We start from the raw sequence: 19627 nt of genomic DNA, 5'->3' as shown, positions 1-19627 counted from the left end.
CTTATTGATAATACTTAGGGTTCAAGTGTCATGCCAAGATCGGCCATCAGGGTGGCACCACGTATCGCGCTTGACTGGTCAGAGACCAAAAAAGCAGTGATGTTGGCCACTTCTTCCGGCTCCACCAGCCAACGACGTGGTTTACTTTCGTAGCGCTCGAACATCTCTGGCCACAGCTCTTTCAAGAACGGCATCATATCGGTATTCACCATCCCAGCGCAGATACCGTTGACTCGGATCTTGCGGTCATACAGTTCTATTTCCAGGTAGCTCACCAGGTTTTCCAACGCTGATTTAGCAATGCCGAGCGGGTAATTTGGTAATACGCGCCGGCTACCCAGACTAGAAATTGCACAAATTGTGCCGCCTTCAGTCATCATCGGCACTATTTCCTGGACGCAGGCGGTGTTGCCAATCAAGTTGGTATTGAGCAACAGTTTCCAGTCATTGCGTGTCATCTCCATAAAGGGTTTGAACGGCGCAGCGGCGGCATTCAGCACGAGGTGATCGATCCGCTCGATACCCTCTTGGCGCAGCTTTTTCATCATTTCACTGATATCACGTGGTTCGGCGATATCCGCTTTAGCCAATGTCACCTTGACCCTGGTTTCTGCTGCTACAAAACGTTGCAGGTTGGCGGCACTTTTTCCTTGATCTTTGCGGTAGTTGAGGATCAGATCGTAGCCCTCTTGTGCCAGCTTTTCAGCGATAGCCATGCCAATGCCACGGCCAGCGCCAGTAATGAGTACAGTTTGTCCTTTTGACATCTCTTTTCTCCCTGAGGGTATTAAACAAAGCGGAATGCTTCCGCAATCACCAGTTTCGAGGCCCGGCGAGCCGGGATAATGGATGCGATTAATGCGGTTACCAGCGGTAACGCACAGGAGAACCAGAACAGATTAATATCCTGATCCCACATCACAAAAGCCAGATAGCCTTGGGTGTAGCCTGGAGAAGGCGGCATTGGTATTCCATTGATATTGATGAGTGTAGCAATCAATATGCCAAAGCTGACGCTTAGCACCGAACCAATGATGCCGATGATGATCCCCTCCAGCACAAACAGGCGACCAATATAGGATTGGTTGAGGCCTAAGGCGCGCAACGTCGCAATTTCCCGAGTACGTTCAATCACGTTCATCATCAGCGTATTACCGATCATGAACACTACAATGACGCTGACAATCGATTTGATGAACAGGAAAATCCCTTCAAACAGGTTAACCACCTGATGGTAGAAAATCGCCAATTCATCCCAAGAGCGCGATTCCAGGTTGAGCTTTTTATCGCTGATCAACTGATTGATGCGCGCCAGTACTCTCTCGGTTTGCTCGGTGTCCTGCAACATAATGATGATTTTACTGACACCGTCAGTCTGCAACAGGCGCTGGGCAGTTTGTAGCGGCATTTTGATTGCCGTATCGTCATACTCTTTGATACCAGACTGGAAGACGCCTCTCACCTGGGAAGACATGGCATTTTGCCCACCCTGCGGGTTGACCACCAACATATCTACCCAATCGCCATAGCCTGCAGAGAGGGCATTGGCGATACCCGAACCGATGGTAATCTCTTGCGGCCTAACCCGTGACAGGTCGCTACCCGAAATGATTCTATCGAGAGAGCCCAGCACCAAGGAGGTTTGTGGTTCAATCCCCACACCGGTAAAGAAAGTAGAGGTTCCTTTGTCGTATTGCGAGATGATGCCGCTGAATGCCAGTTGACCGGTAATGGTGGTGATCTTCGGTGCTATCACTGGGTCGGCCAGCAGAATATTTTTCACCTCATCGTAATTATTGATGGTGTACTGCAGCGAATTGTTAGCACCACTGCTGAGATACCCTTTCTCGTACAATTGGATATGACCGAGGTTGGTACGGATGGTTTGCTCACGCAGGGCCCAAAACGAATAATCGACAAAGCCACCGAAGATAAATACGGCCACGCCACCCAGCGTGATAGCCAGCAGCGTGACTCCAGAACGGCGGCGCTGGCGGAACAGGTTGAGGAAGGTGTAACGGATATCCGTTGGTTTACGGATTGCCGTTATTATCACCACCAACAGTGCATAAACAATAATAATGTTGGAGATCCAGAACAAGATATTCATCATAGCGGTATCTCCGCCAAGGGTTGGAGAATGTTTTTCAGTTCAGCTGGCGTCCATGCTGGTGCCGCACGGCCTTTAAGAGTAGCGAGGCGTTTCCCTTCTTCACCCAGTTGAGCCAGTGATGCCAATGCGGCTTTGGCATCGCTTTCGCGTTGGCAATCGGTTAGCGCGTTCGCCGACATCAGCAATATCATCGGTTTCAAATCGGCCGGTACGGCTGGATTCTGTTGTAAAAAGTTCAGATCTTGCAATGCCACAACGCAGCGGCCATTGGATGCAGGAACAAAGGCATCCATCCTGGCCCGCAGGTAGCGCATCTGCCAGTCATTTTCATCCGTTTCTGCTGCTTCATCAATGTAGAAAAAACCCAGTTTTGAGCTTTCTGCTGCACGCATATAGTTCTTCTTGAGCAGGAAATCCTTAGCCATAAACAGCTGTGCATAGCCAGAGAACATTTTGGCCATGCGGTAATCTGGGTGCTGTTGATACAGCATTTGTAACTGACTGGCGGCGTTGGTTAATGAGTCCATTGAGGCTTGAGCATTAACCCCCAGGATCATCTGTAAACGCGTGTTGTTGTGCACACCCTGTTGCGGTTGGGCTACATTGTTAGCTTGTGAGTTGCTAGCCTGTGAAAGGCCGCTGGTCAATAGCAATATAGCGACGGCATAACGTTTAAGCGGTAAGAAAATCATTTTCCAACTCCCCATCCCTGATTTCCAACACCCGTTTGGCCTGATCGCGCAACGATAATGAATGGGTGGAAATAACAAATGTTGTTTTCAGTTCTTGATTCATGGTGAGCAGAAGATCGATGATCTCTTGCCCAGTGCGGGTATCCAGATTGCCGGTGGGTTCATCGGCGACGATCAGCCGTGGGCGTTTCACCAGTGCACGGGCAATCGCCACGCGTTGTTGTTGCCCACCGGAAAGTTCGCCTGGTGTGCGTTTGTAATGTGCCGCCAACCCTACTTTCTCAAGCATATCCATCACTTGGCCTTGTGCGACTCGGCGGCTAAAGCCGTTGAGCATCAGCGGATAATAAACGTTGTCAAATACGCTTAGCACTGGCAGTAGGTTAAAGAATTGAAAGACAAAACCAATGGCGTCTGCCCGCAAGCGTGCAGTTTGCTTGTCATTAAGCATGGAAAGATCGTTACCCAGCAGATAGACATGGCCGCTGGTGGGGTAATCAATCCCAGCCATCAGATTCAACAGCGTACTTTTACCGCTACCGGAAGGCCCACACAGCGCGATAAATTCACCATCATGAATTTCGGTGGTGATTGATCCCAGTGCCACTATGGCACCCGTGCCTTTACCGAATTTTTTGCTGGCCTGTTGCATCGACACAACAGGTAACGGTTGTGCAGTTTGTAGGGTGGTCATGGTTTTCCCCGATAATTTGACGGTAAATTAGAAGCCTCTTCGACCAGTAACAGGCGGTAATCGGCAGAAATTTCGTACACCAGATAGCCATCGCGATTGATCCATGAATGTCGGCTTATCCCTGTGCTGCTGTCGGTCGTTTCTATCAGGCACAGATCATTAAACGGTTTCGCTATCCCTGGTAGGTGAAGGTCGGTCATGCTGACATAACGACTCTGAGTCAAGACGATATCGCCACTGATGGGCACCAGCACTTGCTCACTGCGTTCGGTGCCCACGAGTGTTGAATGGCAGGGGATCGGAAAACGCAATGAGAATAGTGTGTACTCAAATTGTGTTTTATCGATACTTTTCTGCCGGTTTCCCTGCTGATCGGCAATATTTAGCGTCAGTCCCGCTGCCTTCGCCGGCATCTCGCCTTTCACCGTGCGTGTGTTGCCATCATTGTCCTCAGATATACGGTAGCTCAGGCTGTTATCCACCCCGTAGAACACCTCATCCTGATAGCGGTAATGATGTGTGTTGAGCAATACTCTCCAGGAAAATGCAATGCTGGCTTGTTGCACATAACGGCTATGTTGCTGATCCCAACGTTGAGTGACGCGGTGTTCGCCGATTGGTTTTTCCCCCCGTACAGGCAGGATGCGGTACACAGCATGGTAATCCTTGAACGTCTCGGCCTGTAGCGGCTTGGCTTGTAACAGCTTAGCTTGTAATAGCATAGCCGTTAACGCCATCAGCAGTGGAAACCCGTAACGCATCATTATAGCTGCTCCTCTGGTACCCAGCTTTCCAACAGCCAAGCACCACCTTCACCATCAAGCACACTGAGCAAGCTATGCCCGCTGTTCTTGCTTTGCTGCAGATATTGCCAAGCCAGCGCTGGGTTCATACAGCCGCTGTCGCCATAGAGATCACTGAGTGATACACAGACTTGGCTGGCCGGTAATTGCTGGAAAGCCTGTTGTTGCATAGCACGTAATGACAGCGCTGGTGGCGTGACGCCCAATACGGCATGGGTATCGGAGCCAAGAGAGCCTTTATATTGCTCTGCCAACTGCATGGCTCGCTGTTGCGGTGAGCCAGTCAGGCTCTGGTAGTCGCTCAGGTGTAAAGTTACCCCCTGGCCCGCTGCTTTTTTCAGGATAAGGCAGCCGACGCGCTCAACGCTGAATTGGCAATTGGCTGGCACTTCTCCCCGCTGCTTGGATGACGGAAAACGTTCGGTTTCCGAAAAAACCAGCACCGGGAAACTGCGGAATTGGCCACAAATAATGACGTTATCGGCCATATTGCTGTTTAGGCAGTCTTGTGCCAGCAGCAGGGCATTCATCAAACCATTACGCTCACCGCGTAATTTGCAGGTGAAATCCTTGATGCCATAATCACGCACGATACTTTTGGGCAGAATGTCGACGCTGAGTGAATCGCGCCAGCTATTGATCCCTTCAATGGTTGAGGTTTCTCCCCAAGAGTCGACATAAAACAGGGCATTGCGTTCATGGCGCAGGTGGAATTCCCCTTTGCTGCCCAGTTGTGCCACCGCTTGAGTGCAGGCGGTATTCATGCTGTTTAACCAGTCGCGATAATTGGCTTTGCGCAACGCCTCTTCAGGCAACATGTCACTGTCTACACCGAAACGGCGGAACAACCATTGGCTGCTGCCCGCTTTGGCATTGGCTTTTTTATGCAGCCAAGCTTCCCATACGTTGTACCAGCTCGGCGAAAACCGCCGCATCGGCAAACGGGGTTCAAGCAGGGAAAACCCCACCAGATTAATGGCTGCGGCCGGTATCACTCGTTTCACCTCATTCATTTGCACCCTCCCAGTTAGCGGAGATCACCATGGCGATCGCTGAACCGTCGAGCCCGATGCCTGATTTGATAATGTGCTCTTTTTCCAATGCCAACGGCGGGCTATCGGCATGAACGTGAATTTGCAGCGTTTCATCAATAGGATAACGACTGGTCAGCGCTAGGAGACGGCGTTGTTGCAGAGCGTCAGCAATTAGCATCAGATCGAGCAGCCCGCAACAAGAGACCATATAACCTATCTGGCCTTTGTAGCTGACGACCGGGATACCCGCCTTTCCCCAGAGTTTTTGCAGCGCCATCGCTTCGGCTTTGTCACTGGCAATCACCCCATTGGCATGGGGGAAAACGCAGGCAATATCTTGCGGTGACAGATCGGCATCTACCAGTACGCGTTCTAGTGTTTGAGCGATAGTACGGAAATCGGCGGTAAAGGAACTGCTTCCCCGGCCGCCACTGCTCTGGCAAAACATCGAACTACGTAATATGGCGCTCGGTTTAAAGCCTCGTTGCTGAGCGTGTTGCCCACTTTCAAGGATCAACGCGACGACACCGTTGGTGGGTAAGATACTGCTGTTATGGTTGCTAAAGGGCTGTGAACTGCCTTCCCCCAGCATATCTTGCCCGCCAAGGAAGATGATGTCCTGAGTCTGCGTTTCCAGCCAGCCAATCACTAACACCAGATCAACCTCTCCGGCGGCAATGGATGACTGAGCAAGATGGACTGCCGCTAAAGCAGAGTTGCTAGCACAATAGAGCGAAACCGCCGGCCAACTGAGCTGATAGGTTTGCGTCAACTGTTTTACCAGCCGATCCTGATCAAAATTGCTGGCATGCAACCGTTTGATTTTTGGAAAGAACAGCAGCTCTTCCTGATCGTTGCGATCCTGATAGCCTAGGTAATCGGCGATGTCAGCACGCTGACCATGGCCGACCAGATAAACTCGCACTCGTTTTCCCTGCAAATGTTCCTGACCTAAACCAGCCTTGGCTAAAGCTTGGTCAATCACTGGTTGCAGGCGGGAAAACGCCGAGCCGAAGGGTTGAGCTTCGGGTACATAGTGCGGGTTACAGCTTAAACGCAGATCCTGCCATTCACTTTCTGTGGCAAACCACGGCTGTGAACCGATCAATCTGCCTTCCACCAGACCATTAATCAGCGCCGGAAAATCCGGCGCATAGGCACTGGTCACGCCCCAACCGCTGAGGGCGACGTTATCAATCACGCCATACTCCTCAGCAGTACGGCATAATGGTTGCCTCCTTCCGTGGCACCTAGCACCAGCGCGGTACGGACATTTTTCTTTAACGGTTTGGTGACAAACGCGATATCGTCAGCAGCGAAATGCTCGGTATACGGGATAGGCAGTATTTCGCCGCGCTTCATGATCTCGGCGACCACAGCGATGTTGAGAATACCGATGCAAGATTCCACCAAGCCAAACCAGCCGTTATAGTTAACAAACGGCAGATTGCGACGAGCTTCACCAAACACTTCGCGAATTGCCCCGATCTCAGTGGCATCACGCAGGGGAGTACCATCGCTGGTACCACAAACCAGATCCACCTCTTCCAGCTTGATATCGGCTTCCTGCAAGGCTTGGCGGATAGCGGCCACCATCGATTCGACCCTGGCTGGAATATCATCTTGCTTAAAGAAGCTGCCGTCGTTGGATTTACCGTAACCGGCGATCTCGGCGTGAATATGGGCGCCGCGCTCTTGGGCGTGCTGTAAATCTTCAATCAACAGCATGCCAGCCCCTTCACCCGGGACATAGCCCTTGGCATCTTGACTGTAAACCTTGAAGTCCGCCGGATCGCACGTCAACTGCAGATCGCTGTTGAGCGCCAACAGATAGATGGCAAATGTCCCCATGTTTTCATCAGCACCACCGACGATCACTTGAGGTTGCACCGATTGGCGGATTAATTCATAACCATAAGTCAACGCTCCCAATCCAGCGTTGATACCGGTTGCCAGCGAGGTGTTATAGCCTTTGATCCCTTCGGAAATGGAACAGAAGGTGGAGATGGCATTCATCAGTGACCCAGGGAATTCCGAGGTGCGCACTTTGGTTGGGTCAGGGAACAGGCTCTCAAGGTAGCGAACCACCGTTGATTGTGGCCCTTTTGACATCCCCAGGATCATGCCCAGCGTTTGACCGTCGCGTTTGATTTTACGCCCAGCATCAGTCATTGCCTGGGTAATGGCCAGCAGGGCAAAGGTGCTGATGGTATTGGCTTTGCGCGGATCAAAACGGCGCAGCGTTTTACGCGGATCCAGGTCTAATACCTGGTGCACGCCTGAAGGTTTACTCAGTTTGCTCGCCATATCCGTTTCGCCGAAATTGTTCTGCATGTAGTCAACCACTTCATGGTTGTTCTTCATGGTATTGACGATTTCGCGAAATTCCTGGCTGGTAGAGGAGTCCAGTTCCAGAGGATGAAGCTGAGAGATCGGCGCCTGCGCCCACATTTTTTCCAGTATGCTGTGCAGCGTGTGGCCCACAGAACTGACAGCCCCCATCCCAGTGATGGCGACACGTTTAGCCTGGTATTGGCTCGCTGGGCTCTGTTCTGGCTTCACGCTGGCTATCACACAGCAGTTGTTACCGCCGAAGGCATAGTTGTTCTTCATGAACATTTTGACTTCGGCTTCTTGGAACTCATTAGGCACGTAGTTGAGATCGCAGTTCGGGCGTGGCGTGCTAAAGTTGAGCGTTGGCAGGATCTTGTTTTCTGGCAACGTCAGAAAACAGGCGATGAGCTCAATAATCCCTGCGGAACCGATATTGTGGCCGACATAGGCTTTGGTCGAACTCACTGGAATATCCGTGATATTCGGGAAGACCTTCTTCATGGCTAAGGTTTCACAGCGGTCGTTGGCCTCGGTACCGGTGCCATGGGCATTGATATAATCAATATCCGTTGTCTCGATTTCTGCATTTTGCATTGCGTGGCGCATGACTTGCACCGCACCGTCACCGCGTGGGTCTGGAGCAGTTTCGTGGTAGGCATCGCAAGAGGTGGCATAAGAGACCATTTCGCCGTAGATGGTGGCACCACGGGCGATAGCGTGTTCGTATTCTTCCAGCAATAACGCCCCCGCACCTTCACCAATTGACATTCCTGGCGTGCCGGAGAACGGGCTTGATGGGGTGCGCTTCATGGCGTGCAGCGCGTAGAAACCGGCAAAGGTCGGCAGGTAGATAGGTTCGGTGCCTACGACCAGAACCGTAGGGTTTTTGCCGTTCTGGATCAGGTCATAGCCGATCCCCATGGCGTTGGTACTGGCTGTACAAGCGGTGGCAACCAGTTCAAAACCGCCCTTTAGTCCCAGCAGTGAAGAAACAATGGCACAACAGGAAGAAAAACTACCTGAAACCATCGCTTTTTTCAGCGAGAAACGCTCCATCTGATGTTCGATCAGCGGCATAAACGCTTCGGTACCGGCCGAGGAAACACCGATAATCAGTCCCGTTTTATCGCGGAGCACACCATGAGGTAATTGCCCCTGATCTAAGGCTTCGTGACCAACCTTGTAGGCCCACAGGGCAGCGTTGTCCAATGAGGCGACGGTTTCAGCAGAGAGTTCTGGCCAACTCAACGGTTGCAACACCTCGGAGGCATTCGCATCCTCAAACCATTCGAGATACTTTTTGCTGGGTTTTATCCCACAGGTTTTATTCAGCAGTGCCTGTTTAAAATCGGCAACGTTATTGGCAATGGAAGAGAGGTGACCCATACCGGTAATCACCACTCTTTTGCGAGTGACTGTCATAGTGTCTTCCGTGTCAGCAAACCAGAAATCGAATGTGGATACGCCATGTTTCCATGGCGTACATAGTCCCATACTTCAAATTACTTGCGTGTTAGCTGCGCTCTGTCATCCCCAGCCACAGGGTTAGCTATGTGACTGGGGATTTCATCGATTGCCGCGTTACTCGGACCAAAATCGGGCCTGGTCCTAAAGGGCTAGCGCTGTTCGAAACATTCAGCTTTTTGTTAAGTAACTTAAATTATTTTGGGTATAAATACGTTATGCTTTTGGTGCATTTCCTGCGGCCAGTGCTGCTTTTTCGGCCTTCATTTTCTCTTCTTTCAACTTATTCCATTCGGATTGTTGCACCAAATCGCGTGGGCGCGTGCTGTCCACATAACTATGCTCTGAAGGGTTGACCAAGAAGCTATAGTTACGGGCGAAAGGCACCGCAGAAGTGGTTACCGTGATTGGACCGTTGGCTGTTACTACCTGATAAGCGTCAATGTCTGCCCATGCCATGTCATCTGTGAGGAACAGGCGGCCGAGACAGGCGTTCAAATCTGGCGAATAGTCACAGATGATCACTTCACCAATGCAGTTACCGTCAGACATTACTTTGTCGCCACGCTGAGGGATCGCATTTGGCTTACCGGCAAGGGTCATCCCCACCACTCTGTGGCTGACACCTTCCTCCAAGCGATCATTCAGGCTTTCCAGACCGGTGAAGACTTCTTTGTCGTAGCGCACAGCCCACTGCATCTGCAATGAGATTGGGCAGCGAGTATAGGTATTTAGGGTGTCAGGTTCCCAGCAAGGGTTTTCCAGACGTACCAAGTGTTGGTAGTTCAAGCCACCGGTGCGCATATCGTACTTCTCACCGGCTTCCAGCATTTGCATCCAGACGTCGGCTAATACATCCTGTGGCCCCATAAGCTTGTAGGAGTATTCGCCGTGTTTGCCGCTACGCAGGAGAATCAGTTCGTCGTCAACGTGCATATGTTCTTGGAAGGGCAGACCGATAACGTCCATCCCGTACACTTCAGCCAGCAATTCCCAAGCGTATGGGCCTTCAAAGTGCAGCATGCCCCATTCTGGTGTTAGAGACTCGATCGACTCGATGTCTGCGAATTCTTCTTCATTTTCTGCCAGTTTGGCACGCAGCAATTCACATAATGTTTCACCGCTGACCCACTCAGATATCAGCAAAAAACGCTCGTCATCACAGGCGATATACAAATCAGTGATGATGTTGCCAGTTTCATCGAGGATCAGGCTGTACATGGCCTGCTCATCGCGGATCGATGAAACATCACCGGAAACCAGTTGGTTTAGCAGTGACCAAGCGTCATCGCCGCTGATGGCCGCAATGCCAAAGTGGGAGTAGTCGGACAGCAAAATGTTTTTACGTACTGCTTTGTATTCTTCATCCGCTGCACAATAGCTGAGTGGAATAGCAACGCCGTTGCGTTCTCCCAGGATTGCACCGTGCTGTTGATGAATTTCAGTGAGTTTGGTCATTCCTTGTCCGCTCCTGCTGTTGCTGATCCGTTGTTGATTTCTCTCTGTTTGGCGATAACAAACGAGGCCAGAGTGTTGACGTTACGCATGTAGGAAGGATCATCACCTTCTTTCACACGGATGCCGAAGGTTTCGTCGAGAAGTACGATGACTTCGGTAGCATCCACTGAGTCCAGCTTTAAACCGCTGCCAAACAATGGGGTATCGTCGTCAATCTGATTGACGTTTTGATAGAGATTCAGGCGTTCTATCAGGCCTGTTTTGATTTTCTCCAGCACAAATTTGCGCTGTTCAATCGTTTCAATAAGCGAGATGTTACTCATAGTGGTGTTTCTCCCTGGTATTTCACTTGCATGCCTTTGCTTTCAGCATTACTGATATCGGTACGAAAATTCACAATACGTCCTGAGCAAACTACATTACGCCCGACTCGAGCCTCCACTTCGTAATGGTGGAAACCATGGACATCGGCGTAAGCCAGTCGGCTGTTGACTTCAATGGTGTCGCCCGGCGAGACCATGTTCTTATATTTTACGTCCTGTGACGCCAGTACACCGATGACGCGTGCACGCTCTGCCACTATGCGTTGCGCGCCTTCTGGCGTACTCAATGCACGTGAAACGTCATCGAACTTCTTCAATTGCTGTTGAGTTTCTCGTTCATGCAATAGGCAAAAATCGTTCAGCAGGCTCAGGTATTCGCTGGACTGGCCAAAAATTTCGGCGATCATCACACCTGGCATCACTGGGTTATCAGGAAAATGCCCGGGAATGTAGGACTCGTTAAAGGTTACGTGCTTAATGACGGTGATCGAGCCCTTTTCGCCTGGCGAAAAGTCCACGATGCGGTCAACCATGAATATGGGTGCACGCCAAGCCCCCATTTTCAGTAACAAAGGCGGAGTAACTAAACTCCTGTTATAATTAGCCATTCAACTTTCCTGTCGGTTAACGCATCACCAGACCGCCATCCGCCACTAGAGTCTGCCCTACGATATAGCTGGATGCGTCTGAACTTAAAAAAGCCACCACATTGGCGATCTCGTCAACACGACCAAGACGTTTCAACGGGATAGCTGACATTACTGTACGCACAATCTGGCGCGGTACTTTTTTCACCATTTTGGATTCGATCATACCTGGTGCCACAGCATTGACACGGATGCCCTTTGCCGCCATTTCGTTAGCAAGAGTACGGGTAAAACCGATAATGCCAGCCTTGGCAGCACTGTAATTACTCTGGCCAAAACTGGAGGTGATTCCAGATACCGAGGAGATATTCACTACTGCTGAATTGCGCGCATGGCGTAATAAAGGTAGTAACTGTTTAGTCATACTGAAGGTGCCGTACAGATTGACCTTAATAACTTGATCAAACTCTTCGTAGGTCAACGCGGAAAATACGTTATCTTTGTAGATCCCTGCATTATTAATAAGTACATGAACTGCGTGAGCCTCTTTTTCAAGCTCATCAGCCAGGCGTGAAACTTCGCTGACATCAGCAATATCACATTGCTTAATATGCAGATTCTCACCTTGTGGATGAGAGGTTTTTAATTTTTCCAACCCGCTAGTATCATAATGGTAAATAGCGAAAACGTTAGCGCCTTGCTCAAGGTATTTTTCACAAATAGCTAAACCGATATCACCACTGGCGCCAGTGACGACCACGTTTTTACCCCCGAGATCGGGATAGTGAGACATAAATATTCCTTTATTTTAACAATTAAGCCAATGCTGCAGCGGCAATCGCATGCGATTGACAATGAGAAATACTCAGCGTGGAACTGGTGAGGTTTTTTTCCTGCATTATTCGGGAAAATTCACCACTGAAGAGATAATAAGGGCATCCGAGATCATCGTGCATGATTTGGATGTCATGGAATGAGATCCCTAGACGAAACCCAGTACCAAGCGCTTTCACTGCAGCCTCTTTGGCTGCCCAGAAACCGGCCATGCGCTCGATGTTTTCGGTCAGATTCCCTAAGGACTCTTGCTCTGCGGGCGTTAACAAGAGTTGCACCAGCTTATTACCACTACGTGTTAACGCGGTATTTACCCGTGCGATTTCGATAATATCTACACCAAGATTCATTCGTCCTGACTCTCTTTCTCAATCCATTGAAGCATCTTCATTAAACGTAGTTATAGTGTTTTTACTTTAAACTACGTAGGTGTTAGCTGCCTTTTTTCACCTCAGTCATATAGTTTCTATGTACCGGGGATTCGATCAGTTGCTACCTGCAAGCAAATCGATTATTTGGTGTGTGTATACCTAAAGGCGTCAGGCGAAGATAAGTTAACACGAAAAATAAAAAAAAAATAATAAGAAAAATCTTAATTCATTCAGTCTATGACAGAATGAGGCGTTTTGTATCTAGTAGAATGAAAACACCTGTGAATCACTATTTTCCTTTTTGACTCCTCTTTAACTGGTCTTAGATGGTCTTTTAGACAGCTTTGTCAGCGTAAAAGAATAGTGGTGAGTATTTTGTTGATATATACCCGATTAACTTAAAGATGCTGGCTTCAGCACCTGAAAATTATCATTAAGCCGAGCTGATAAACAGCCCACTATGTTTAGGCTTTAGCTTGCCTTTATTCAGGTACCCACGGATATGGTGATCAACCGTTGTTTGGTGCAAACGTAAAGCCTGAGGAATCATCACAAAGCACCTTCCCGCCTTCAGAAGCGAAAAGGATGGCCTTTATACGACCATAAACGTGCTAATCCCTTCTGGAATCCTGTAGGTGTTAGAGTGCGTTTTGCTGTTCTACGGTGATAAATAGCTTCATGGCAAAAAGCATGCTCCTCGTAACGAACAAAATTAAGCGTTTTCAATGATCACAGATTGATACTTTTCAGGCTTCAGGCTTCAGGCTTCAGGCTTCAGGCTTCAGGCTGCTTGGGTGTTAGCTGCAGTTATTCATCTCGTTCATAAGGATCGCTCCTATCGGGGCCGCTGCAGCAGCGTTAAAATCCGCACCAGGCGGATTCGCCGTTCACCCTAGTGACATAGTTAGCTATGTCACTAGGGATTAATGAACCTCATCTATGCGGTTCATCCTGCGGGCCAGCGTAAGCACTGTTCAAAACACTCTGCGTTTTGTCATGCAACTCGAATTATTGTGTGTTTAGACTGATCCCTGCGCCCAGTATCGGTCTTTGGCTTTTTGCAGTTTGCTGTAAGCCGCCAGTAATGCCTGGTGTGCCGGTAAGGCGGTTAACGCCGGGTCAATAGCAAACAGACCATGGAAGCGTTCGCTGCCATTAATGGCGGCAGAGGCTGCGTCAAGGGCGGATTGCCCATACATTTTGACCAAAGCACTATGATATTGAGCGGGGTCGCGTTCCGCTTCCAGAGCTAACTGAAGGCATGTTTGCAAACAACGGTAATAATTGCTGCGTTCAGCGCTAAACAGTGAGGCATTAAACTCCAGTGTCCATTCGGCCCAGATCAGCGCCTGCTCCAGATCGCCTCCCGCCAAGGCCAGCATCGATTTCAGTTCGCCCACGCGTAATGTGTACCAAGCATTGTCTTTGCCAGTAGCGAGGCCCAGCAATTCACGCACCCGGGTGAAATCGTCTAATCCTTCATCATCCAACTGTTGCAGCAGAGCCAGATACTCTTCTGCTTGCCAGTGGCTGTCTGGTAATTGCAATAAAGTGGCCCGCAAATGGGCTGCCATACTGTTGTTGGCCAGGATCAGATCTTCTGCCGGATAAATATCAGACATGCCAGGCACAATAATACGGCAGGCATAAACCCCCAAGTGCTGGTAATCCGCAATGTATACTTCAGCCTCTTCCTGATTAAAAATGCTCATCAAGGTGGAAAATTCTTGTTGCGTGGTGCCGCTGAAATTCCAATCGACAAAAGGATAATCCGCATCTTGCTTGAACATATCCCAAGAGATTAAGCCGCTGGAATCAATAAAGTGCGTTTCCAGATTGGTGTGCTCGGCGACTTCTTCATTATCAAAGGTAGGAGGGCTAAAGACATCAAGATCTTTTAAGCCACGCCCTTGCAGCAGTTCAGTGACGGTACGCTCTAATGCGACACCAAAATCCGGGTGGGCACCAAAGGAAGCAAAACAACTGCCATTGGCTGGGTTGAACAGCACCACACAAATCACCGGATAGTGGCCACCCAGCGAAGCATCATAAGCGAGGATTGGGAAACCTTCGGCCTCCAGTTTGGCGATAGCTTCAACTACTTCAGGATAACGGCTTAACACCTCGCTGGGAATTTCCGGTAAGCTGATGGATTCAGCAATAATGCGGTTCTTGATATAACGCTCGAACACTTCAGAAAGCGCTTGAACGCGAGCTTCGCTGGTGGTATTGCCCGCAGACATGCCGTTGGAGACATACATGTTGCCGATAATATTCATCGGAATATAAACCGTCTGCTGGTCTGACTGACGGCTGAAGGGCAGGGCACAGATACCGCGCTGCGCATTGCCTGATTGAAGGTCCACCAGATCACTGGCTTGCAGTTCCTGTTCAGGGTCGTAAAACGCATGCAAGCGTGGGTCTAACAACCCCGCAGGTAATGCATTATCTTCCGGGATAGGGAACCATTTTTCGTGTGGATAATGGACAAAGTCGCTTTGTGCAATTTGCTGACCTAAATAGAAATCAGCAAAGAAATAGTTGGTGGAGAGACGCTCAAAGTATTCCCCCAATGCCGAGGCCAAGGCGGCCTTTTTACTGGCACCTTTGCCATTGGTGAAGCACAGCGGACAGTCGCGATCACGGATGTGCACCGACCAGACATGGGGAACTGGATTGAGCCAAGAGGCTTCTTCAATATTAAAACCCAGATCAGATAATTTTTGCTGAAAACCGGCGATGGAATCTTCCAGTGCGGCGTCTTTACCGGGAATAAAAGTTTGCGTCATGGTGATCACTTATTGGGCATACAGAGAACGCACAATAATACGAGGTTTTAGGCTGAAGCTCCATATATTCCTAAATTTGCATGAATATCACAGTTTTTATAATGATAAATTATATAATTCGGCAGATTATTATTTTATCAATCATGGGATAAGACAATGAAATCAATAAAATTGAGTGTCATGGCATTACTCATGGCCGGGGTGAGCAGTTCTGCACTGGCATTGCCTAATATCACCTTGTTAGCTACGGGGGGAACCATTGCTGGTGGGGGGCAATCTGCTACCCAATCAAATTATACCGCTGGCAAGTTGGGGGTGGAGGCGTTAGTCAATGCTGTGCCAGAGCTGAAAACAGTTGCCAATGTGAAAGGGGAGCAACTGGTAAATATTGGTTCGCAAGATATGAATGATGAGGTGTGGCTCAAGTTAGCAAAAAAAATCAATGCGGACTGCGCCAAAACCGATGGCTTTGTCATCACCCATGGCACAGATACTTTGGAAGAGACGGCCTATTTTCTTGATTTGACGGTCAAGTGTGACAAACCGGTGGTGATCGTTGGCGCCATGCGCCCGGCTACCGCCATGAGTGCGGATGGCCCATTCAACTTATATAATGCGGTGGTTACCGCAGCGGATCCACAGTCGGCCAGACGTGGTGTGCTGGTGGCTATGAATGATACGGTACTCGATGGCCGCGATGTGACCAAAACCAATACCACGGCAGTGCAAACTTTCCAGTCCCCCAACTTTGGACCGCTAGGGTATATCCACAATGGTAAAGTTGATTATCAACGTTCACCGCAGCGTAAACATACTACTGCAACACCGTTCGATGTCAGCAAATTAACCACCTTGCCGAAGGTAGGCATCATCTATAACTATGCCAATGCATCCGATGCCCCGGCAAAAGCCTTGATCGCAGAAGGTTATCAAGGGATTGTCAGTGCCGGTGTTGGCAATGGCAACTTGTATAAAACTGTGTTTGATACATTGGCCAAAGCCGCAAATGATGGCATGGCGGTGGTTCGTTCTTCTCGTGTTCCGACCGGTTCAACCACCGAAGATGCGGAAGTGGATGATACTAAATATGGTTTTGTGGCCTCAGGGACATTAAACCCGCAAAAAGCCCGAGTTTTGCTGCAATTAGCCTTAACGCAAACCAAAGACGCCAAACAGATCCAGGCGATGTTTAATCAGTACTAATTATGCAATCTACAGGGGGTGTGATGCCCCCTGATATTGTTTATCTTCGCCGCAAAACCCCGCCCTTTGAATGACGATGTTTCCGGTTCTTACAAGAATAAGCATTGCAGCCGCGTTAGGTGAGTGATAAAACCTGATGGGTGGATTTGGCGTTGCGGTTCAATAGGACGGCGAGTGGCGCCATTGGGTATCAACATCTATTTAGTGTATCAACATCTATTTAATTTGGTTTATTCAGGTGGTGGCCGATTACTGCAACTTGAATAACGAAGGGTGAGTCGACACACCGGTTTGTGCGGCAAACAGTCAATGTAGTGAGGGGAAATGACACAGGTTTATAACTTTAGCTCTGGCCCGGCAATGTTGCCGGTTGAAGTGTTGCGTCGTGCTCAACAAGAACTGTGTAATTGGCATGCGCTGGGGACTTCAGTAATGGAAATCAGCCACCGCAGTAAGGAATTTATTGCCGTTGCCGAAGAGTCTGAACAGGATCTGCGTGATTTGCTGAAAATCCCTGCCAATTACAAAGTGTTGTTCTGCCAGGGTGGCGCACGTGCACAATTTGCTGCGTTGCCGCTAAACCTGTTGGGCAATAGTACCAAAGCGGATTATATCGATGGTGGCTACTGGGCTCACAGTGCCATTCTTGAAGCAGAGAAATACTGTCAGCCGAATGTTATTGATGTTAAAACTTCGGTGGACGGGTTAAGTGCCATCAAACCGATGAAAGAGTGGCAGCTCAGTGATGATGCCGCGTATGTACACTATTGCCCAAATGAAACGATTGATGGCATTGCGGTGGATGAATTGCCTGATTTTGCTAATAAAGTGGTGATTGGCGATTACTCTTCAACGATTCTTTCCAGTCCGCTGGATGTGAGCCGTTTTGGTGTTATTTATGCCGGCGCTCAGAAAAATATTGGGCCCGCTGGTTTAACGCTGGTGATCGTGCGTGATGATCTGCTGGGTAAAGCGCGCCGCGAAACTCCTTCGACGCTCGATTACACGGTATTAGCGGAAAATGATTCGATGTTCAATACGCCGCCGACGTTTGCCTGGTACCTTGCTGGCCTGGTGTTCAAATGGCTGAAAGAGCAGGGTGGCCTGGTGGAAATGCAAAAGCGTAATCAGGAAAAAGCGCAACTGCTGTATGCCACCATTGATCAGTCGGATTTTTATCGCAACCGCGTTGCCACGGCTAACCGTTCCTTGATGAATATTCCTTTCCAGTTAGCCGATCCTGTATTGGATAAAGTCTTCCTGAGTGAAGCGGAAGCTATTGGCCTACAAGCGCTGAAAGGGCACCGTGTAGTAGGGGGAATGCGCGCCTCTATTTATAATGCTATGCCGTTGGCAGGTGTGAAGGTATTAACTGATTTTATGGTTGATTTTGAACGTCGTCATGGCTGAGCCTGACGTTTACTGACGTGTATAGTTGTTGTCCTTTGGTATTAAAGCGGCTCCGGTGATATCCCGGGGCCGTTTCGTTGATCAGATTGTGGAGAATGTTGTTGATATGGTCGATTCCCTGACGTTACAACCGGTTGCTTTAGTCGAAGGCACCGTCAATTTACCCGGCTCCAAGAGCGTATCCAATCGTGCTCTGCTGCTGGCTGCACTGGCTCAGGGAACTACCCGGCTGACTAACCTGCTCGATAGCGACGATGTCCGTTATATGTTGAATGCGTTGCAGGCGCTGGGGGTGAAGTACCAACTCTCTGATGATCGCACCCGTTGCGTCGTGGAAGGCGGGGCTGGCCCTCTGGTAGCAAAACAGCCGCTGGAACTGTTCCTTGGCAATGCCGGTACGGCAATGCGCCCATTGGCTGCGGCATTGTGCCTGGGGCAGGGTGATGTGGTTCTGACGGGCGAACCCCGTATGAAGGAGCGGCCGATTGGCCATTTGGTGGAGGCGCTACGTCAAGGGGGCGCGCAAATAGATTATCTTGAGCAGACCGATTACCCACCAGTGCGCCTGCAGGGTGGTTTTCGCGGTGGGGATGTGACGGTGGATGGCAGTGTTTCCAGCCAGTTTCTGACCGCTCTGCTGATGATGGCTCCGCTGGCAATGCAGGATACCGCCATCCATATCAAAGGTGAGCTGGTTTCCAAGCCTTATATCGATATTACGCTACACCTGATGAAAACCTTTGGTGTTGAGGTCACTCACGAAAACTATCAGGTATTCCATATTGCTGCTCAGCAGCAGTATTGTTCACCGGGGGATTATCTGGTGGAGGGGGATGCCTCTTCAGCCTCTTATTTTCTGGCCGCTGCGGCGATCAAAGGCGGCACAGTGCGTGTCACCGGGATCGGCAAAAAAAGTGTCCAGGGCGATACCAAGTTTGCCGATGTACTGGAAAAAATGGGGGCTCATATTACCTGGGGGGATGATTTTATCGAGTGTCGCCGTGGTGAGTTGCAAGGTATCGATATGGATATGAATCATATTCCAGATGCTGCCATGACCATTGCTACCACCGCTCTGTTTGCTGAAGGCCCAACCACTATCCGCAATATTTACAATTGGCGCGTAAAAGAAACCGATCGACTGGCGGCCATGGCCGCTGAGTTGCGCAAAGTGGGGGCCGAAGTGGACGAAGGGGAGGATTACATCCACATTATACCGCCGAGCAAGTTACAGTTTGCCCGAATTGAGACTTATAACGACCACCGCATGGCGATGTGTTTCTCGCTGGTGGCCCTGTCTGATACCCCGGTGACGATTCTTGACCCCAAATGCACGGCCAAGACATTTCCGGATTATTTTGAACAATTGGCACGTATCAGCCAATAGGCCTGATTTCTGCTCTATTGATGATTTCTCACTCGCCAGGATGGCCGTAGCTGATTGAATTCTATCTGTGGCTTTTGCAGCGTAATGGTTTTATTTTCAGCAACCAGTGCGTTCTGGGGTAACAGTAAAGC

Annotated in this window: 17 protein-coding genes and 1 pseudogene; 3 read left to right on the top strand and 15 right to left on the bottom strand. The window is 49.7% G+C overall.

The features are described 5' to 3' along the window. Window positions 1-14: 14 nt before the first annotated feature. The 15 genes and pseudogenes from IO95_RS18760 to ycaO all read right to left on the bottom strand — a co-directional run bounded on the left by IO95_RS18760 (window position 15) and on the right by ycaO (window position 15496). Window positions 15-767 carry an SDR family oxidoreductase gene (locus IO95_RS18760; protein WP_023489363.1) on the bottom strand — a complete coding sequence of 251 codons (753 nt, stop codon included), beginning with the start codon at window positions 765-767 and terminating at the stop codon, window positions 15-17. A 20-nt stretch (window positions 768-787) separates the two neighbouring features. Then, entirely contained in the window at window positions 788-2113 is a 1326-nt protein-coding gene (locus IO95_RS18755) for an FtsX-like permease family protein (protein ID WP_023489362.1), read from the bottom strand. Then, entirely contained in the window at window positions 2110-2805 is a 696-nt protein-coding gene (locus tag IO95_RS23630; protein WP_023489361.1) for a hypothetical protein, read from the bottom strand. The genes IO95_RS18755 and IO95_RS23630 overlap by 4 nt, the downstream gene beginning before the upstream one ends. Next, window positions 2786-3499, bottom strand: a complete 714-nt coding sequence (locus IO95_RS18745) for an ABC transporter ATP-binding protein (RefSeq protein ID WP_023489360.1) — start codon at window positions 3497-3499, stop codon at window positions 2786-2788. The genes IO95_RS23630 and IO95_RS18745 overlap by 20 nt, the downstream gene beginning before the upstream one ends. After that, window positions 3496-4263 carry a hypothetical protein gene (locus IO95_RS18740; protein WP_023489359.1) on the bottom strand — a complete coding sequence of 256 codons (768 nt, stop codon included), beginning with the start codon at window positions 4261-4263 and terminating at the stop codon, window positions 3496-3498. Before IO95_RS18740 ends, IO95_RS18745 begins: the two co-directional genes overlap by 4 nt. Beyond that, window positions 4263-5315 (bottom strand): hypothetical protein, encoded by a 1053-nt coding sequence (locus IO95_RS18735; RefSeq protein ID WP_023489358.1) that lies wholly within the window; start codon window positions 5313-5315, stop codon window positions 4263-4265. Before IO95_RS18735 ends, IO95_RS18740 begins: the two co-directional genes overlap by 1 nt. Then, window positions 5308-6537 carry a beta-ketoacyl synthase N-terminal-like domain-containing protein gene (locus IO95_RS18730; protein ID WP_023489357.1) on the bottom strand — a complete coding sequence of 410 codons (1230 nt, stop codon included), beginning with the start codon at window positions 6535-6537 and terminating at the stop codon, window positions 5308-5310. Before IO95_RS18730 ends, IO95_RS18735 begins: the two co-directional genes overlap by 8 nt. Next, window positions 6534-9092, bottom strand: coding sequence for a beta-ketoacyl-[acyl-carrier-protein] synthase family protein (locus tag IO95_RS18725; RefSeq protein WP_023489356.1), 2559 nt, complete (start codon window positions 9090-9092; stop codon window positions 6534-6536). Before IO95_RS18725 ends, IO95_RS18730 begins: the two co-directional genes overlap by 4 nt. Before the next feature lie 258 nt (window positions 9093-9350). Continuing rightward, window positions 9351-10592: an aminomethyltransferase family protein gene (locus tag IO95_RS18720; protein WP_023489355.1), complete on the bottom strand. Its 1242-nt coding sequence runs from the start codon at window positions 10590-10592 to the stop codon at window positions 9351-9353. Continuing rightward, complete coding sequence (locus IO95_RS18715) at window positions 10589-10915, bottom strand: acyl carrier protein (RefSeq protein WP_023489354.1); 327 nt, start codon at window positions 10913-10915, stop codon at window positions 10589-10591. Before IO95_RS18715 ends, IO95_RS18720 begins: the two co-directional genes overlap by 4 nt. Beyond that, window positions 10912-11523, bottom strand: coding sequence for a 3-hydroxyacyl-ACP dehydratase FabZ family protein (locus IO95_RS18710; protein ID WP_023489353.1), 612 nt, complete (start codon window positions 11521-11523; stop codon window positions 10912-10914). Before IO95_RS18710 ends, IO95_RS18715 begins: the two co-directional genes overlap by 4 nt. A gap of 16 nt (window positions 11524-11539) precedes the next feature. Further along, window positions 11540-12295 carry an SDR family NAD(P)-dependent oxidoreductase gene (locus IO95_RS18705; RefSeq protein WP_023489352.1) on the bottom strand — a complete coding sequence of 252 codons (756 nt, stop codon included), beginning with the start codon at window positions 12293-12295 and terminating at the stop codon, window positions 11540-11542. A 22-nt stretch (window positions 12296-12317) separates the two neighbouring features. After that, window positions 12318-12686 (bottom strand): holo-ACP synthase, encoded by a 369-nt coding sequence (acpS, locus tag IO95_RS18700; protein WP_023489351.1) that lies wholly within the window; start codon window positions 12684-12686, stop codon window positions 12318-12320. 475 nt (window positions 12687-13161) lie between these two features. Then, window positions 13162-13399, bottom strand: a pseudogene (locus IO95_RS26155) (IS630 family transposase); the annotation flags it as partial. A 327-nt stretch (window positions 13400-13726) separates the two neighbouring features. Next, window positions 13727-15496 carry a 30S ribosomal protein S12 methylthiotransferase accessory factor YcaO gene (gene ycaO / locus IO95_RS18690; RefSeq protein WP_023489350.1) on the bottom strand — a complete coding sequence of 590 codons (1770 nt, stop codon included), beginning with the start codon at window positions 15494-15496 and terminating at the stop codon, window positions 13727-13729. A gap of 156 nt (window positions 15497-15652) precedes the next feature. On the opposite strand from ycaO, the gene ansB reads away from it, so the two are divergent. The 3 genes from ansB (at window position 15653) to aroA (ending at window position 19496) form a co-directional block, all read left to right on the top strand. Continuing rightward, window positions 15653-16699 (top strand): L-asparaginase 2, encoded by a 1047-nt coding sequence (ansB, locus tag IO95_RS18685; protein WP_023489349.1) that lies wholly within the window; start codon window positions 15653-15655, stop codon window positions 16697-16699. 324 nt (window positions 16700-17023) lie between these two features. After that, window positions 17024-18109, top strand: coding sequence for a 3-phosphoserine/phosphohydroxythreonine transaminase (gene serC, locus IO95_RS18680; RefSeq protein WP_023489348.1), 1086 nt, complete (start codon window positions 17024-17026; stop codon window positions 18107-18109). Between the two features lie 106 nt (window positions 18110-18215). Further along, on the top strand, window positions 18216-19496 hold the full coding sequence (gene aroA, locus IO95_RS18675; RefSeq protein WP_023489347.1) for a 3-phosphoshikimate 1-carboxyvinyltransferase: 1281 nt from the start codon (window positions 18216-18218) through the stop codon (window positions 19494-19496). Window positions 19497-19627: the final 131 nt, after the last annotated feature.

This window comes from Serratia sp. DD3, from assembly GCF_000496755.2.
The sequence above is the reverse complement of the archived record's forward strand: the minus strand, read 5'-3'. Positions and strand labels throughout refer to the sequence as shown.

Bases quoted from the DNA above. Each gene is read 5' to 3' on its own strand.
- IO95_RS18760 (WP_023489363.1), bottom strand. From the start codon at position 767: ATGTCAAAAGGACAAACTGTACTCATTACTGGCGCTGGCCGTGGCATT.
- IO95_RS18755 (WP_023489362.1), bottom strand. From the start codon at position 2,113: ATGATGAATATCTTGTTCTGGATCTCCAACATTATTATTGTTTATGCA.
- IO95_RS23630 (WP_023489361.1), bottom strand. From the start codon at position 2,805: ATGATTTTCTTACCGCTTAAACGTTATGCCGTCGCTATATTGCTATTG.
- IO95_RS18745 (WP_023489360.1), bottom strand. From the start codon at position 3,499: ATGACCACCCTACAAACTGCACAACCGTTACCTGTTGTGTCGATGCAA.
- IO95_RS18740 (WP_023489359.1), bottom strand. From the start codon at position 4,263: ATGATGCGTTACGGGTTTCCACTGCTGATGGCGTTAACGGCTATGCTA.
- IO95_RS18735 (WP_023489358.1), bottom strand. From the start codon at position 5,315: ATGAATGAGGTGAAACGAGTGATACCGGCCGCAGCCATTAATCTGGTG.
- IO95_RS18725 (WP_023489356.1), bottom strand. From the start codon at position 9,092: ATGACAGTCACTCGCAAAAGAGTGGTGATTACCGGTATGGGTCACCTC.
- IO95_RS18720 (WP_023489355.1), bottom strand. From the start codon at position 10,592: ATGACCAAACTCACTGAAATTCATCAACAGCACGGTGCAATCCTGGGA.
- IO95_RS18715 (WP_023489354.1), bottom strand. From the start codon at position 10,915: ATGAGTAACATCTCGCTTATTGAAACGATTGAACAGCGCAAATTTGTG.
- IO95_RS18710 (WP_023489353.1), bottom strand. From the start codon at position 11,523: ATGGCTAATTATAACAGGAGTTTAGTTACTCCGCCTTTGTTACTGAAA.
- IO95_RS18705 (WP_023489352.1), bottom strand. From the start codon at position 12,295: ATGTCTCACTATCCCGATCTCGGGGGTAAAAACGTGGTCGTCACTGGC.
- acpS (WP_023489351.1), bottom strand. From the start codon at position 12,686: ATGAATCTTGGTGTAGATATTATCGAAATCGCACGGGTAAATACCGCG.
- ycaO (WP_023489350.1), bottom strand. From the start codon at position 15,496: ATGACGCAAACTTTTATTCCCGGTAAAGACGCCGCACTGGAAGATTCC.
- ansB (WP_023489349.1), top strand. From the start codon at position 15,653: ATGAAATCAATAAAATTGAGTGTCATGGCATTACTCATGGCCGGGGTG.
- serC (WP_023489348.1), top strand. From the start codon at position 17,024: ATGACACAGGTTTATAACTTTAGCTCTGGCCCGGCAATGTTGCCGGTT.
- aroA (WP_023489347.1), top strand. From the start codon at position 18,216: ATGGTCGATTCCCTGACGTTACAACCGGTTGCTTTAGTCGAAGGCACC.